Source organism: Paenibacillus sp. FSL R5-0908 (assembly GCF_038006245.1).
Classification (GTDB): domain Bacteria; phylum Bacillota; class Bacilli; order Paenibacillales; family Paenibacillaceae; genus Paenibacillus_AQ; species Paenibacillus_AQ odorifer.
Map to the genome: position 1 here is coordinate 5,453,421 of NZ_JBBOUV010000001.1, position 14,707 is coordinate 5,468,127.

Annotated in this window: 14 protein-coding genes and 1 pseudogene; 4 read left to right on the top strand and 11 right to left on the bottom strand. The window is 42.9% G+C overall.

Annotated features, from left to right (window positions below; all coding sequences use genetic code 11):
* The first annotated feature begins 374 nt into the window (after nucleotides 1–374).
* Entirely contained in the window at nucleotides 375–1,583 is a 1,209-nt protein-coding gene (locus MKZ09_RS24865) for an IS110 family transposase (RefSeq protein ID WP_076208644.1), read from the top strand.
* A gap of 339 nt (nucleotides 1,584–1,922) precedes the next feature.
* Here the strand turns inward: MKZ09_RS24865 and MKZ09_RS24870 are convergent.
* Nucleotides 1,923–2,111, bottom strand: a pseudogene (locus tag MKZ09_RS24870) (nucleotidyltransferase); the annotation flags it as partial.
* A 147-nt stretch (nucleotides 2,112–2,258) separates the two neighbouring features.
* Here MKZ09_RS24870 and MKZ09_RS24875 point away from each other — a divergent pair.
* Complete coding sequence (locus tag MKZ09_RS24875) at nucleotides 2,259–3,611, top strand: IS4 family transposase (protein WP_076162475.1); 1,353 nt, start codon at nucleotides 2,259–2,261, stop codon at nucleotides 3,609–3,611.
* On the opposite strand, the gene MKZ09_RS24880 is transcribed toward MKZ09_RS24875, so the two are convergent.
* The 3 genes from MKZ09_RS24880 to MKZ09_RS24890 form a co-directional block, all read right to left on the bottom strand.
* On the bottom strand, nucleotides 3,561–4,199 hold the full coding sequence (locus tag MKZ09_RS24880; protein ID WP_341041420.1) for a nucleotidyltransferase domain-containing protein: 639 nt from the start codon (nucleotides 4,197–4,199) through the stop codon (nucleotides 3,561–3,563). The two genes, MKZ09_RS24875 and MKZ09_RS24880, sit on opposite strands and share 51 nt — an antisense overlap.
* 698 nt (nucleotides 4,200–4,897) lie before the next feature.
* On the bottom strand, nucleotides 4,898–5,251 hold the full coding sequence (locus MKZ09_RS24885) for a VOC family protein (protein WP_076208425.1): 354 nt from the start codon (nucleotides 5,249–5,251) through the stop codon (nucleotides 4,898–4,900).
* Nucleotides 5,252–5,400: 149 nt separating this feature from the next.
* Nucleotides 5,401–6,012 carry a DedA family protein gene (locus MKZ09_RS24890; protein WP_076134601.1) on the bottom strand — a complete coding sequence of 204 codons (612 nt, stop codon included), beginning with the start codon at nucleotides 6,010–6,012 and terminating at the stop codon, nucleotides 5,401–5,403.
* Between the two features lie 84 nt (nucleotides 6,013–6,096).
* On the opposite strand from MKZ09_RS24890, the gene MKZ09_RS24895 reads away from it, so the two are divergent.
* Both MKZ09_RS24895 and MKZ09_RS24900 read left to right on the top strand, forming a co-directional pair.
* Nucleotides 6,097–7,542 carry a hypothetical protein gene (locus tag MKZ09_RS24895; RefSeq protein ID WP_076208424.1) on the top strand — a complete coding sequence of 482 codons (1,446 nt, stop codon included), beginning with the start codon at nucleotides 6,097–6,099 and terminating at the stop codon, nucleotides 7,540–7,542.
* 245 nt (nucleotides 7,543–7,787) lie between these two features.
* Complete coding sequence (locus MKZ09_RS24900) at nucleotides 7,788–8,000, top strand: hypothetical protein (RefSeq protein WP_038572647.1); 213 nt, start codon at nucleotides 7,788–7,790, stop codon at nucleotides 7,998–8,000.
* A gap of 78 nt (nucleotides 8,001–8,078) precedes the next feature.
* Here the strand turns inward: MKZ09_RS24900 and MKZ09_RS24905 are convergent, their stop codons facing one another.
* From MKZ09_RS24905 to MKZ09_RS24935, 7 genes are all read right to left on the bottom strand, one after another.
* Nucleotides 8,079–8,390: a hypothetical protein gene (locus MKZ09_RS24905; protein WP_076134629.1), complete on the bottom strand. Its 312-nt coding sequence runs from the start codon at nucleotides 8,388–8,390 to the stop codon at nucleotides 8,079–8,081.
* A gap of 120 nt (nucleotides 8,391–8,510) precedes the next feature.
* Nucleotides 8,511–9,386: a cysteine ABC transporter substrate-binding protein gene (locus MKZ09_RS24910; RefSeq protein ID WP_076134603.1), complete on the bottom strand. Its 876-nt coding sequence runs from the start codon at nucleotides 9,384–9,386 to the stop codon at nucleotides 8,511–8,513.
* A 19-nt stretch (nucleotides 9,387–9,405) separates the two neighbouring features.
* Entirely contained in the window at nucleotides 9,406–10,161 is a 756-nt protein-coding gene (locus tag MKZ09_RS24915) for an amino acid ABC transporter ATP-binding protein (RefSeq protein ID WP_076134604.1), read from the bottom strand.
* Between the two features lie 22 nt (nucleotides 10,162–10,183).
* Nucleotides 10,184–10,861 (bottom strand): amino acid ABC transporter permease, encoded by a 678-nt coding sequence (locus MKZ09_RS24920; protein ID WP_036683130.1) that lies wholly within the window; start codon nucleotides 10,859–10,861, stop codon nucleotides 10,184–10,186.
* The gene (locus MKZ09_RS24925; protein WP_076208423.1) at nucleotides 10,842–11,507 is read right to left on the bottom strand and encodes an amino acid ABC transporter permease; all 666 of its coding nucleotides are present in this window, start codon (nucleotides 11,505–11,507) and stop codon (nucleotides 10,842–10,844) included. Before MKZ09_RS24925 ends, MKZ09_RS24920 begins: the two co-directional genes overlap by 20 nt.
* A gap of 217 nt (nucleotides 11,508–11,724) precedes the next feature.
* The gene (locus MKZ09_RS24930; protein WP_076208422.1) at nucleotides 11,725–12,840 is read right to left on the bottom strand and encodes a glycoside hydrolase family 88 protein; all 1,116 of its coding nucleotides are present in this window, start codon (nucleotides 12,838–12,840) and stop codon (nucleotides 11,725–11,727) included.
* Nucleotides 12,830–14,695 carry a DUF2264 domain-containing protein gene (locus MKZ09_RS24935; RefSeq protein WP_256719322.1) on the bottom strand — a complete coding sequence of 622 codons (1,866 nt, stop codon included), beginning with the start codon at nucleotides 14,693–14,695 and terminating at the stop codon, nucleotides 12,830–12,832. Before MKZ09_RS24935 ends, MKZ09_RS24930 begins: the two co-directional genes overlap by 11 nt.
* Nucleotides 14,696–14,707 lie beyond the last annotated feature (12 nt).

Sequence of the window (14,707 nt, forward strand, 5' to 3'; positions counted from 1 at the left end):
TGCTTGAACCCCGTTCTGACTATAATCCAAGTTTTTGTCACTAAGACGCACCAACCCAAAATAAAAAAACTTGCCACTACTTATGTTACGGTTCACCGTGTTTGATCTTAAACTAAACTGCCCGTTCGTATTATGAGATCAACCAGTTCTTTCTGGTTGATCCTTTTTTCATTTGTATAGAGGATTAAGGTAGCCTGGTCGAACGTACCTGCCCGTGGGACTTGATCCCGAGCGCTATAGTGTTCACCCCTACTTGTCATGACCATGATTGAGGCTGGTTGGGACGTAAGATCCCGTATAACAAGTGATGCTATGGAGCGACAAGAAGAACCTTAGGGGATGCCGTTAAATCTTAACTTACAGGGAGAGATGATATGAATCCAGTTATCGGTCTAGATATTTCTAAAGAAGAAAGCCATGGACAAGCCTTTTTAGCGCGTGGAAATCCATTCAGAGGGACATTCCACTTCGAGCACACTCGTGATGGTTTAGCAGATCTTTATCAAGTTTTAAAGGACGTTGAATCTGCATCCAAACAACGTCCTTTGCTTATTCTAGAAGCAACCGGCCATTACCAAAGTCCCGTTGTTCAGTTCTTAGAAGAACATCACTATATTTACATTGTCATTAACCCGCTCATCTCAAACCGGCTTAGAAAGTCCCAACTTCGTAAAGTTAAGACGGATGCTGCGGATGCTTACCTATTGGGAGAGTTGTACTACAAGGAAGAGTTCGAACCTTTTAAGAAAAGAGGTGTGCAACTTCTCAATCTGCGCTATCTTACAAGACAATATGAGTCTCTTTCAAAGATGTGTGTACAGACGAAGCTGCAATTCCAAGCCATTTTAGATCAGGTTTTCCCAGCTTACAAAGGCGTTTTTGGAGCTATGTATTCCCGTATTTCATTACGGTTTTTAAGTGAATTTCCAACCTCATATTCAGTTTTGCAGACGGATGAAATTACACTCAAAGCTAAGATGAAAGAACTACTTTCTTCGAAACGGGGGCGTTCAGAGGGTTGGATTAACCAACGCGTTCAGCGATTGCTAGACGCGGCAAAGCAAAATCCATTTCAGCAAACCATGTATGCAAGCCACTTAATCAATTTGAAAGTTCTTATTACCCTTATTCTTCAGTACCAAGAGCATCTTGCAGAACTGGAACAGAACATAGATGCTCTGGCTGAAGAAATTGAAGAGTATGAATTAATTCAGTCGATTCCCGGTATTGGGCATAAAATTGCTGCAACAATTTTATCTGAAATTGGAGAAGTCGACCGATTTGATCATCCTAAAAAGCTAGTCGCCTTTGCAGGCATTGACCCAAGTGTCTTTGCTTCCGGTAAGTTCACAGCAACTCGAAACCGAATCACGAAACGTGGTTCCAGGCAACTGCGTTACGCGCTGGTGATGGCTGTACAGTGTGGGCTTATTCGCTCCCGAAATATGCGAATCAAAGCGTTCTATGATCGCAAGAGAGCCGAAGGAAAGCCGCATAAAGTAGCTCTAATCGCGTGTGCAAATAAGCTCGTCCATTGGCTGTACGCTATCTTGAAAAACAAAAAGGTATTCCGTCCAATTTAAAGGAGTCGTATTGGCATAACCTTCCAAGACAGAACGGATATTGGAGGGTTATTTGGCGTGCTCATTTTAACTATATCACATGATTTAAAATCACTTCACTGGTAATCTTGACAAGCTATTAGCTGGTATAGCAGAACGAAGCTGCCAAATCAAGTCGGCAGCTTCGTCTTGGCGTTATTAAGCTATAGTGTCCCGTTAGCTTAATAGTCTTAAGTTTTAATTAGAGTCGCTGCTTATTGTGAGGCTTGCCAAACACCTAACGCAGTGACGTCCTGACGAGCTTATGGGGCTGGATGTGGTCACTCGCTTCTCAGAGTGACCCGGAGCGTCAATATGGTGTTAGCCGAAGGAAGTTCTGGAAGCAGCCATTGCATTTAAGGCGTTCTCAAAATAGTTATATACTTCATCTGCAATTCCCAGAAACTCTTCAACAAGTACATTACTATCCAAGTAACAAGCATACAGATAATCAACTAATGCGGAGTCAATCTCACAATATTTTAATAGGGCATTCTTCATCTTAATAACTCAACTTTCGCACCTAGAAAAATGGGTTAACCCCTTGAGCGCGTAAGAAGAATTCAGTAATTTTACTCGTATTGACAAAAAACACCTCACTTGTTTGGTATCATGGAAGTGCGACCAACCATGCCAACAAGAAAGGTGCGTAACTCTATGTTACAACAACATTCCCTGTGTGAACAGTCACGTTTTTCCAAACTTTTCACCCGTCTTCAGATCGGAAAAACCTTGCGACAAGCGGGTATTTCTAAATCTTTTGGTCTTTCAAGTCTAGCCATTTTCCAAATCGTTTTCTCTTTGGTCTTCGAAGGGAAGAATTGGTTTCGCCTTCTGGAAAGTGACCGTGCAGCAAACCTTCCCGGCAAAGACGTGATCTACCGTTTTTTGAATCAAGCTTCTTTTGCTTGGCGGCGCTTTTTGCAGGCCCTCAGTCTTCGCATTGTACGCCATTTCGAATCGCTCATTTCGTCGCACCGAGTACGTGTGTTCATTATCGACGATTCCGTTTTGAGCCGGAACCGGAGCAAAAAAGCAGAGTTGTTGGCACGAGTTTTTGACCATTCTACAGGTAAATTCATCAAAGGCTACACCATGTTAACCCTAGGTTGGTCGGACGGCTTTAGTTTTGCTCCACTTGATTTTGTCATGCTCTCTTCTGCTAAAATCACTAATCGGTTGTGTGAAATGGCTTCGAATCTCTCTAAACGAAGTAACGGCTACAAACGCCGGATGGAGGCCTTTTCCCGGAAGCCTGATGCTGTCGTAGCCTTGTTGGAACGAGCCTTACGAGCAGGATTCACCGCCGACTACGTGCTTATGGATAGCTGGTTTACGCAAGCTCCACTGCTCCGTGAGCTCACCGCCAAAGGGCTTCCTGTCATTGGTATGGTGAAAGGAATGAAGCAACGCTACCTGGTTCAAGGTAAGCGAATGACACTCCGCGAGGTGTTTCAAAGCCTTCCCACATCGAATGCCAAAGACATTAAAGGCTCGGTCATCGTGCACACCGCCTGCGGTCTACCTGTGAAGCTTGTGTTTGTCCGCAACCGGAATAAAAAACGGGAGTGGCTGGCCATTTTAAGCACCGATGTGACGCTGGATGCTGCTGAAATCGTACGAATCTATGGCATGCGCTGGAGCATAGAGACCTTTTTCAAAGTCACCAAAAGCTATTTGAAACTGGGAACTGAATTTCAGGGCCGTTCCTTTGACGGGCTAATTAGCCATACGACAATTGTATTCAGCAGATATTTAGCAATGGAATACGAACGGCGTCAATCGAGTGACGAACGCACACTCGGAGGACTCTTCTTTCTCTTTGCCGACGAGGTCCGCGATCTGGACTACCAGACTGCGCTTCAACAGCTCATGAGTTTATTTCTCGAAATGTCCCAGGCGAAAACCAAGAAGAACAAAACAGCTGTTCTTTGTCAACTACAGGAATGGATCTCCGGTTTACCCAGCTATATCAAGGGTTTGTTTGGAGATTTGAGCTGCGAAAGTTGAGTTAATAATGTCATCTTGCCATACCCCTGTATCTTCTAAAACCAAAGAGTATAATGCACGAATTAATCTCTTAGAGTAACCTTTAATATATCTAGTTTTCATTGTGTTATCACTAGCATTAGAAAGTGAACTATGTATACGATCTACTTCCTCCTTAGTCTCTGTATTTAAGTCTAAAATGAACTCTGGAGAAATAATTATCGGTGGTACTTTTTCACCAACGTCATGACCATATAGGCAAACACAAATTATCTTTACCCAAAAACCCCACTCATTTGGTTTACTTAATACATCTTCAATCGAGCAAATTATCGTATCAATCTTAGTTACTACTGGATATTCTTCTAAAAGCCTGTCCTTAATATTTGACAATCTTTCGTAATCAATATCTTTGGGATTTACACATACAATAGTAAAGTCTGCATCTGAATTAAAAGGTTTAGCAGTTCCTTTTGGAATCGAGCCACACATATAAATGCTATGAATCTTACCCTTGAATTCGGTAAGTATATTATCTATATACTTATCAACAAAATCCTTATATTCACTTTGTATAACAATTCTATTTATAACTTTTTCTAATATCATATAGACTCCTCCTAAACTAAGAACTTCTTTCGACTAACGTCTTTTTGCGAACTTCGTAAATTCGTCACGACTTAAGTTATTCGCGAAATTATTCAACTATCGTCTGCCCGTTAGCTTAACGGAGCATCGATATTATTGTTATTATCTGATTTAGGATGAAGACGATTTTCTATTACAAAAAAATGATTAAAAATACCAACTACTCGTATTTTATTATCTGCCTCTCCAAAAATTTTTGTTTCTGCTGTCATAAAAATAATCTGATGTGTGAGACTTGATGATTTCAAGTCATTAATAGTATGAAAGCAATTTGAGCTTTCATAACTGTCACATTTAAGACCATGATCCTTAAGGAGGTAATTATCATAATCTTGACTACTTGGTTTTGTATAAGCCATCACAAATAATAAAATGGAAACGATTAGGAAAGCATATTTCTTCTTGATAAAGGCACCTCATCTCTTATGGATAATCGTACCATATAATACCGCATTTAACTGCCGAATTGTGCTTTTGAATACCTAAATGCCATATCCAATGGGACGATCTTCCTCCTGTAAGGTAATATCCCAATAACAGGTTTAAAGTACCCCCTGGTCATTATCACTTTAATATCCTTTGAATTAATAATATTTCCATTTAATAAAATCTGCCCATTAATTGAACAATCAAGATTTCTGCACGCCGTGGCCACTCTTCTAATGTCTATGCTCAAGGATGTTGATAAGTTTGCCAAACGGGTCGCGGACATAGAATCGCCGAACGCCCCAAGGCTCATCAACAGGCCCATATTCTATCGGAAATCCAGCTATCTTCATGCTTTCAAATGCAGTATCGACATCATCGACTTCAATTGAAAGATCAGGCGTAGACGTTTCTGAGCCACCCTGTGAGGCGAAACTAATCTGGATGCTCATCTCCTCGTCTAAACCATAAGTTCTAATCCAACCATGATCCATCATTAAATCAAGACCGAGCACATCCTCGTAGAAGCATTTAGCTGCCGTGATATCCTTCGTGTTTATATTGGCGACGATTCGTTTAACCTTCATTTTCAAACCTCCCAGACATAAGTAGATTAATCTTGAATATAGAATGCATTCAACATATAACAGTTAATTCTAGCATCGACGTTCCTAACCTTTATTTATCATAATAAGCTGCGAGGCTCACCGAGCAGGAATCACCCGAAGAGTTGTCATTAAGTCTGGTTACGAAATCTCCGTACCAACCATCTCAACACAAGAAGCACCACGATTCCACAAATGGTATAACTGATTGGGCGAATAAATTGCTCAACGATACCCCAGTTGTCACCTAAGCGGTATCCCAGATAGATCAAAGCTAAGTTCCACGGGATACAGCCGAGTGCTGTAAATGTTATGAATCTCCAAGCTTTCATTCCAGCAACCCCTGCGGGCAGTGAGATAAAAGTACGAATAAAGGGCAACATACGAGTAAAAAATACGGTACTCTCGCCATAACGCTCGAACCAACGCTCCGATTGCTCCAAATGATGCTCATTCAAGAGAATATATTTTCCGTATTTCTCTAATAAGCGGCGTCCGCCAGCCTTACCAATATAATAGGCAATGATGGAACCCAGTAGGTTTCCGAATATCCCAGCAACTGCAACTTCCATAAAAGTAAGCGAGCCTTGCGCAATCAGCCAGCCACCGCTGAGCATAATCACTTCGCTGGGAATGGGAATACAGGCACTCTCTAGAATCATCCCTAACCATATGCCCCAAATGCCCATAGAATTAACAAGGTGAAGCGCTGTTTCAGATATCCACGTAAATAGTTGATGCATGAGTGTTCACTCCGCTTCATAAATTTTACTGTTCCTTAAGAAAGTCTCGTTATAATTGAACAAAAAACGGGGGAAAAACAAATAATGATGAAATTCAATATACACAAATTTTTGTATGGCATATTTGTTATAGCCGCTATCTTGCTGATGTTCCCTAAATTTTCTTACAATGATCCCGATACCTTCTGGCATATAAAGCTAGGACAATATATGATCGAGCACGGACAAGTTCTACATCATGCCATACATACTTTTTACGGAGATAAGCTGCCGTACGTCCCTCATGAATTCGGATTCCAGCTGCTCGTTGCCCCGCTTTATGCAGCTTTTGGATGGCCGGGTGTGTATATTTTGACCGCTGTATGCTTGTTCTTTTTAGTGCTCGGATTGCTTCGGCTGGGTAAGGTTTCACGCAAAGAACTGGGACTTCAAGAAGACCATGTTCTCCTGCTCCCTTTTGTGCTGCTAATTTCTTGCTGGATTTATTATAATTATTTCAAAGGCCGTCCACAGATGATCTCTTCGTTTATGATTGTCTGGTTTTTCGTATATTTGCGTGAATATCAAATGAGTTCTCAAAAGAAATATGCCGCTGCGATGATTGCTCTTTCTATTGCCATTGCCAATTTCCATGCAGGAGTATGGCTTGTAATTGCTGTATTTACAGGGATGGCTCTGCTTGAATCCTTGATCCAAAAAACGCTGAATAGGCGTAAAATCATAGTCTTCATTCTCGTCTGGTTAGTTGGTATTCTAAATCCAGGCGGCGTAAAAAGTCTCTTGTTTATTTTGACAGTTACGAAAAAGAACTTTAACCTGCTGATCAATGAATGGCAGCCGATTCGGTTCAATAGCTTGGAGAATTTGCCCATCTTACTATTGCTTTTGTTCTTTGCCTGTACACTTCCTTTTGCACTCCAGCGTAAACCGTTCCGCTTTTTTCTTATGCTTGGGATTCTATACCTCGGTGTATCAAACTTCAAGCAAAACCTGTTTATGTGGCTGTTCATCCCCTATTTTGCAGCTGTATTTTTTGATGCGCTTCCTGAGTTCACCAAAACAGGTATTCTAGTTCGACAAAGTACATTACGAGGGGTACTGGCAGTTGGCCTGCTGCTAAACATTGCTTATCTATTCCTTGTACCACCAGTTATTGACGCCAAAAAATATCCTGTAGATGAAATGGACTATATTCTGCAGCATACATCTGAAGGTACACGACCCAAAGTTCTCGCCCACTACGGTTCATCCGGCTATGTCATGTTTCGAGGGGGAGATGTGTTATGTGATGGCAGACAAGATCCCTTCGTGACAAAAGATTCTCTTGGCGTATTGGGTTGGACTGCTTTTGAACGCTCGATGCACGGATTCTCTGAATACCTTCCCGAGATCGTTAATTACGATCAGCCCGATTATGTAATTACGAGCAAAAATGTCTCATATAAGCTACTCAAGGAATGGACACAAAAATTCGGTCAGCCCGTATTTACAGGGACCTATGGCAGTGTCTTCTCGTTTATCCCAGAGTGATGATCCGGCTCATTAATTCCTCACTCTGTAGAACGTAAAAAAACGCTGACCTGAGGCAATCTAGCCTATAGTCACCGATCCGCAAATAAGTATTCTGATTAATAACATCCGCATGGTAAGAATATACATAATTACGACAAATAAGAAAAATAAGTTAGTAAAATATCAAATCTAGCGTTGATTGTTCCTAAATTGTATAGTATTTTATGGAAGAAAGGTAATTTAAAAGAAGGGAGGAATTAATAATGGACAAGATGTGTATGGAAATGATGATGAACATGTGTATGGATGATATGATGTCTAAGATGAACTGTATGAAGATGGGCATGGAAAAAATGTCTGAAATGGGCATGATGGATATGAACATGGATATGATGATGAAAAAAATGCAGGACTGCGATGAAATGATGACTATGTGTATGACAATGATGCGCGAAGGAATGCAAATGTCTAAGTAGCCTATAGACCATCGTAAGTTTGGCAGAGCAGACTAACTGCATGCCTTTTTTTATTTTCTATTACAATGTGGGCTTAAATTATATCCTGATATATCTACTCTGAATCTTCTTCGATAGATTAATCCGTTCCTGCTTTAACTCCCAGATTTTCTCTTTCCACCGATACTGCTCTACTGGATCCGCACTTTCCCTCAGCTTATTAAATAAATCCATTAATATGGCATTTACATCGTCGAATTGACTCCACAGCTCTTTCACACTTTGTTCTGTTGTCTCAGCATGAGAAGCCTTACTCAGCTTATTCAAACGGTCTATGATGTCAGCTTGCCACTGTCCATCGTTAATTGCTTTGGCGTAGTTTAGAAGATCCAGATAATCATCGACAGACATTTTCACCGACTCCTTATTCTTTGTATACCCAGTATTATACTCGGCATTATAGAAATTGCAATAGTCTATCTGCAGAAAGGGCATCTTCTCAGATGCCCCCGCAATGTTATTCCCAATCCGTTACTGGATTTTCCCGCCTTCAACGACAAGCTCATCGGTATATCCTTCACCGTAAATTTCATTTAAGGTTTCTTTGTAGGCTTGATGGATAAATTGTTCTTTACCAAGGGTATCAAGTTCTGTATTAATCCAATCCAGCAATTCCTTATTCCCCTTTGCCACTGCTGGAGCTATTGTATCCTGACCCCCAAAAGCAGGAATGCTGACCGTAAATCCAGGATTCGATTTAGCCCAAGCAATGAGTTCTGTATTATCGTTAGCGATTGCCGCCCCCCGACCATCTTTAAGCGCTGCAAAAATCTCGGTGTACTGATCGAATTTGAGCAATTCAATATCCGGATATTCTTTGGTAAAATAGGTTTCCGCTGTCGTACCTTTAGCTACAATGAGCTTTTGCTTGTTCCCTTTTAATTGATCAATGGAAGTGATTGGAGCACTGTCTGGGGATACGATCCCAAAGGATAATTTCATGTACGGATTAGCAAAATCCACTTTTTCTTTTCTTTCCTCGGTGACCGTAAAGTTAGCCATAATGATATCAACCTTACCTGATTCAAGATAAGCCACGCGGCTGGCAGCATCAACTAACACAAATTCAACCTTCGATTCATCCCCTAGCAGATCCTTGGCAAAGCGTTTGGCAATATACACATCAAACCCTTGGTTTTTACCCTCAGCGTCCACATAACCAAAAGGTGGTTTGTCTGCAAATACGCCGATCTTAATCTTCCCTTTCTTCTTTAGCTGTTCAATAGAAGTGAATTTAGAAGATGCTGAGTTTCCGTTGTTATCCGAACTATTGCCGCAAGCAGCTAATCCCATCAATAATATACTTACACTTACCAGCATCGTTAGCCATTTCAAACTTTTCTTCATTTCTCTTCCTCTCCTATTTCTATAATTTTTCGTACTGAAATATATCCAGAAAATGCTGGGCACGTTCTGTCGCAGGGTGGGTAAAAAATTGTTGGGGGGCAGCGATCTCACATATCTTTCCTTGATCCATAAACACGATCCGATCCCCAACCGATTTGGCAAACCCCATTTCATGAGTCACGATGATCATCGTCATTCCTTGCTGAGCAAGCCCTAAGATCACATCAAGCACTTCCCGAACCATTTCCGGATCCAAGGATGCCGTCACTTCATCAAATAACATAATCTCCGGGTTCATACATAAAGCTCTTACTATAGCTATTCTCTGCTTTTGTCCACCGGAAAGCTGGCGTGGATAGTCCAGTTTACGCTCTAGCAGCCCAACCCGCTCTAAGAGCTGTTCCGCTTGCTGCGTTGCTTCTTTAAGCTCTCTCTTTTGTACTTTCAGAGGACCTAGAAGAATGTTATCCATAACCGTCATATGCGGGAATAACTCATAATTTTGAAAGACCATTCCGATATGCTGCCTAACTTCACGCCAATCTACAGCAGCCCCCGCAAGGTTCTGCCCGCGATATTGTATCGCCCCTTCCTGAACCGGTTCCAAACCGTTAAGACAACGCAGGAACGTACTTTTTCCACAGCCAGAGGGACCGAGAATAACGATTACTTCTCCTTTTTCCACCTGCAATTCAATGCCGTCCAGAACCTTTCGCTCTCCAAAATATTTGTGTAATTGTGTAACCTCCAGCAGGAGTTCTCCGGAATCTGCCATTACAACCGTTCCTTCCTAAGCCTTAATTTTGCCATCTGCTTTCAACTTTTTTCGAAAGTCTGGATAACGGAAAACATACAGAAAAATATAATATAAAGATAAAGCCGTATACCCAGAATGAAGCGGTGGGCGCTTTTATCACGCCGAGTTCAATAATTTGCTGCCCGATCTTTACCACCTCAATCACTCCAATCAGCACCACCAGTGATGTTGTCTTGATCATTCGTGTGGCAAGATTAATCATTCCCGGCAGCATTCTGCGTACAGCCTGCGGGATCAAAATATGCCGATAAAGTTGACTGCTGCTCAGACCTAGCGCCCTGGCAGATTCCACCTGATGTTTTGGCATAGATTGCAAAGCTCCACGAACAAGATCCCCAATCTCCGCAGCTCCCCATAAGCTGAACACCAATATAGAGGTAGCCTCCCCGCTGATATCGATATGAAGTAATGGAGAGAAACTGAAATGTACTACATACAGCCATACTAGAATCGGAATAATTCTAAAGGTCTCCAAATAAAGACGTAATATAAACCTTAATGGCCTCGATCCCAGCGTCCGGAGCAATCCCATAAGGATACCTAATAACGTACCGATTCCAATAGAGAGAAATGAAATTTCAATCGTTACAAGTAAGCCCCCTAACAATCGTTCGAAATTAGAACCTTCAAAAAGCACCTCAATCCCCGAATTCTGCATATCTCACCTTCCTTTCCACCCAAGTCAATAAAAGCGATAGGGGCAGGACTAACACCAAATAGGCGAGTACCAGAAGGAGCAGAGACTCCGCTGTTTTGTAATGCATGCCGATCAAGTCTTTTGCCACATTCATCAAATCCATTAAAGCAATGGCACCTACAATAGAGGTCTCCTTCAGCAGAAAGATCGCATTTGCCCCTAAAGAAGGAATACTTATCGCAAAGGCTTGAGGAAAAATAACATATCTGACCAGCTGCAGCTTAGACAGTCCAATGCTCTGTCCTGCTTCAATCTGCGATAAACTAACTGCCTCGAATCCACTTCGAAAAGCCTCCGTCATATAGCTCCCGCCCAAAAATGTCATGCCTACAATCGCACAGGTCATCTCACTAAAGTGAATTCCGATCTTAGGTAAGCCATAGTAAAGAAAAAAGAGCTGCACAAGTAAAGGGGTGTTCCGTGAAAGCTCAATGTAGATCTTAATAACATCACTGACGATTTTGACCTTATAGTACAAGACGATACTGAACAGTAATCCAATAAGGAGTGAGAATACAATAGCTAACAACGCTAGCTTCACTGTCAGCCACATCGCCTCACCATAAAGCGGCAAACTCTCGTAGATAAACTCCCAGTCTAAATTCATATCTGAGTAACCCGATCCCCTTTTCTTAATTTCTAATAATTATCAAAATCTTACATTAAACCTTACGCGTGGTGATATGATTTTATTCATACTATTCCAAGTAAATAACTACGTTTTAAAATTCTTGTATAGTAGTCCACAAAAAAAACCGCTAAGAGATTAGTCTTAGCAGTTTCCTTGTTCTATAGGCTAAACCTTGCCCCACCCTAACATCCCACTACCAATAGCCTCGGATGCCGGTCTGCAAGCGGATCAACGCTTCCAAATAATAATAATCTCCCCAAATCATATGACCATCAGGCACACGTCCACCTCTCACATGATAAGAACCATGCTTTAGAAGTCCCTCTGCTTCCGGATTTCCAGATGTCGCATAATGTTCCACTAGGGATTTCATGCTACGGTGTAAAGCAACTTCATAAATGGCCCGGTCCGGATCATCTGCGCCTAGGTGATCGAGCAGTTCCAAAAGACCGGCTGCAGCAATCGCCGAAGCCGAGCTGTCGCGAGGGGTATCCGCTCCCACTGGCACATCGAAATCCCAATAAGCCACACCGTCCTCCGGTAGATGACTGATAAAATAATCCGCTAGGCTCTTAGAGGTATTAAGAAAATCCTCATTCTGCGTATAGCGATACGCCAGAGCAAAACCGTATATTCCCCAAGCTTGACCCCGTGTCCAGGTCGATCCGTCCTCATAACCTTGATGTGTTCCTCCACGAATTGCATTTCCGGTAGCCGGATCAAAATAAAAAGTATGGTAAGAAGAGGCATCCCCACGCACAAGAAATTTCCGGCTCTTAAACGCATGTTCGAGCGCTATTTCATAATAGCGCTTATCTCCTGTTTCCTCCGCTGCCCAGAACAATAGAGGTAAATTCATCAAGCAGTCAATAATGATACGTCCCGCATTCTCCGGGTCACTCTCCAGTCCCCAGGCCTGAAGAATCCCTGCTGGTTCACGCCAGCGCTTGCACAGCGTGTCCGCAGCTTGCAGGCCGACAGCTCGCGCCGCTTCGCTGCCCGTTATTTTCCACTCCGCTACTGCAGTCAGTGTATACAAGAAACCAATGTCATGATGGTCCAGGGCGATGTGCTGATCCAGACGATGCTTGAAGTCCCCTAACCAAGAGGCTGCCGCCTCCTTATAGCATGAATCCTTACTATATTCATAAGCAAGCCACATCATCCCAACATAGAAACCCTCTATCCAGTCGTCGTTGTCTCCCCATTCGTACTGTTGCCCCTCAGCGATATGAGGCAGTTTACCCGGATGGTTAGCCATATTGCTCCCAACTTTGTGAATCGCATCCTCAATAGCCTTATTCCACATCTTTGTTTCTCCCTTCCCTTAAATCAACAGTATGCAAAAGTGTATCGTTACTAGGTTCGTATACAGCAACCCTTCCGTCCGAGTGCCATTGAATAAGCGGCGGTGAAGCAAGACTTGCCTGGTTCTCCGGAGTATTCGTCGCTCCGAAGACAGCAGATATCAATACTTGATCTCCCGGTTCCAGTCTGGAGCACAAGCTCGGAAGAAGTGTCCGCGGCTTTAGCAGATTGGTATTCGGCTCGGGATGTACGCACTCTCCCCGATCAAAGCCGCTTAGCCTATGTATGGCACTGATTCCCCAGGGCAGCTGCACCGAAACAGCAGTGTTTGATACTTTAATGGTTTCCCGTTCACTGTGCGAGAAGCCAGCTGACTGGCCAATGGCAAATCCACCCTCCGCTACATCCAACCTCCGGGCAGTATGAATGCTGTGAATACGAACATGCCATAGACCTGCCGGAATAATCCATGTCTCCACATGTACATCACTCCAGGGATGCCAGCGGGAATATACATAGCTCTCCCCGATTTCCCAGGTCTCGCAGAATCTGCGTACCCGATAGTGTTCATCACATTCGGATAATGCGAGTGTAGAATCGTAAGCGCCTTGAACCAACCCGTAACCCGCTTTCGGGACACTAAAGCCAAACAGAGTGGAGTATGCAAATTTAGAATATTTGGCTGCACTATGGGCCATATCAAAATTAGCCATCTGGCCAGAGGTATAGGCAATAACATGCCTGTTTCCTTCGGGACGACTCACAAGCATTCGCGCCTCTTGGAGAGCCCGTACCTCTTTCAAAATAGGCAGCGGCTCTTCCTCCGCCTGCCAAAAAGGATGATCACCTGGCAAGGCAAGAATAAGCATAGCTTTAAAGGCCCAATACGGAGATCCGGGGGCGTTGTAGCTCTCTGTCATAACTAGATTCGGATAAGCATATCCAATGCTAAGCAGTCCGTCTAATCCCATAATAGGTTGTTCAAACCACCAACGAAAATGGCGCATAATGATTCCCTTAAGAACGCCATATGAAAAAGGAACCACTTCTGCATACACCAGCGCGCTCCAGAAAGAAACCTGTGCAAAACGATAGGTCAGGCTACGGCCAAAAGGAAGTGCGCTTCCGTCCTCAGCGAACCAATAAATGAAATCCTCGGCAAATCGTGCTGATCTTTCCCGATAAACAGCAGCTCTCTGAGGATCATCATCCGCCATCAGCTTAGCGTATATCAGCGTATAATAATGCATAGCAAAAGCTATGTAATAGTCCCTCTGATCGGTCAATCCATCGGAATACCAACCGTCACCAAGATAGTAAGTATCGATCTGCGCTAGATAATCATCCATTATGCTCTGATCATAAGGCAATCCGACTTTCTTGAAGCCCACATTCACAAGAACCGTGAACATCAGCCAGTTATTCGGATTGGAACGATCCACATGATTAATCTGATTTAGCCAGTTATATACATTCATTTTCTGCGTGTCGCTCAGCGGCTCCCACATTTTATGTGGTGCAAGAGCAAGCCCCAGTCCCAACACGGCCTGTTCTACCATACGCTGATCTTTGGTAGTAAATTGCCCCCAATATTCTTCATGCTCCGGGTCTGTTCCGTTGATGATCCCTTCCAGAAACATCGGCCAAAGTGCACTTTCCCCTCCACCGCTGGCATGGGGAACAAGGCCCCATAGAGGACGGGCGAAAGCTTCCATAAGCGCCGTAGCCTCATTGTAAATCGATCCTGTAGCGCCCATATTAATTCCTGCACAACCAGAGGTAAATCTGCTCTCCAGTGGAGTATATAGTTCATTTAGGAACATCTGTAATTCATTTCTAGTGCCCTTTATTTCCACAGCAATGTTTCC

Excerpts from the sequence above, each read along its gene's own strand:
- MKZ09_RS24880 (WP_341041420.1), bottom strand. The coding sequence starts at position 4,199 with ATGATATTAGAAAAAGTTATAAATAGAATTGTTATACAAAGTGAATAT.
- MKZ09_RS24865 (WP_076208644.1), top strand. The coding sequence starts at position 375 with ATGAATCCAGTTATCGGTCTAGATATTTCTAAAGAAGAAAGCCATGGA.
- MKZ09_RS24930 (WP_076208422.1), bottom strand. The coding sequence starts at position 12,840 with ATGTGGAATAAGGCTATTGAGGATGCGATTCACAAAGTTGGGAGCAAT.
- MKZ09_RS24890 (WP_076134601.1), bottom strand. The coding sequence starts at position 6,012 with ATGCATCAACTATTTACGTGGATATCTGAAACAGCGCTTCACCTTGTT.
- MKZ09_RS24875 (WP_076162475.1), top strand. The coding sequence starts at position 2,259 with ATGTTACAACAACATTCCCTGTGTGAACAGTCACGTTTTTCCAAACTT.
- MKZ09_RS24895 (WP_076208424.1), top strand. The coding sequence starts at position 6,097 with ATGATGAAATTCAATATACACAAATTTTTGTATGGCATATTTGTTATA.
- MKZ09_RS24905 (WP_076134629.1), bottom strand. The coding sequence starts at position 8,390 with ATGTCTGTCGATGATTATCTGGATCTTCTAAACTACGCCAAAGCAATT.
- MKZ09_RS24900 (WP_038572647.1), top strand. The coding sequence starts at position 7,788 with ATGGACAAGATGTGTATGGAAATGATGATGAACATGTGTATGGATGAT.
- MKZ09_RS24925 (WP_076208423.1), bottom strand. The coding sequence starts at position 11,507 with ATGAATTTAGACTGGGAGTTTATCTACGAGAGTTTGCCGCTTTATGGT.
- MKZ09_RS24915 (WP_076134604.1), bottom strand. The coding sequence starts at position 10,161 with ATGGCAGATTCCGGAGAACTCCTGCTGGAGGTTACACAATTACACAAA.
- MKZ09_RS24910 (WP_076134603.1), bottom strand. The coding sequence starts at position 9,386 with ATGAAGAAAAGTTTGAAATGGCTAACGATGCTGGTAAGTGTAAGTATA.
- MKZ09_RS24920 (WP_036683130.1), bottom strand. The coding sequence starts at position 10,861 with ATGCAGAATTCGGGGATTGAGGTGCTTTTTGAAGGTTCTAATTTCGAA.
- MKZ09_RS24885 (WP_076208425.1), bottom strand. The coding sequence starts at position 5,251 with ATGAAGGTTAAACGAATCGTCGCCAATATAAACACGAAGGATATCACG.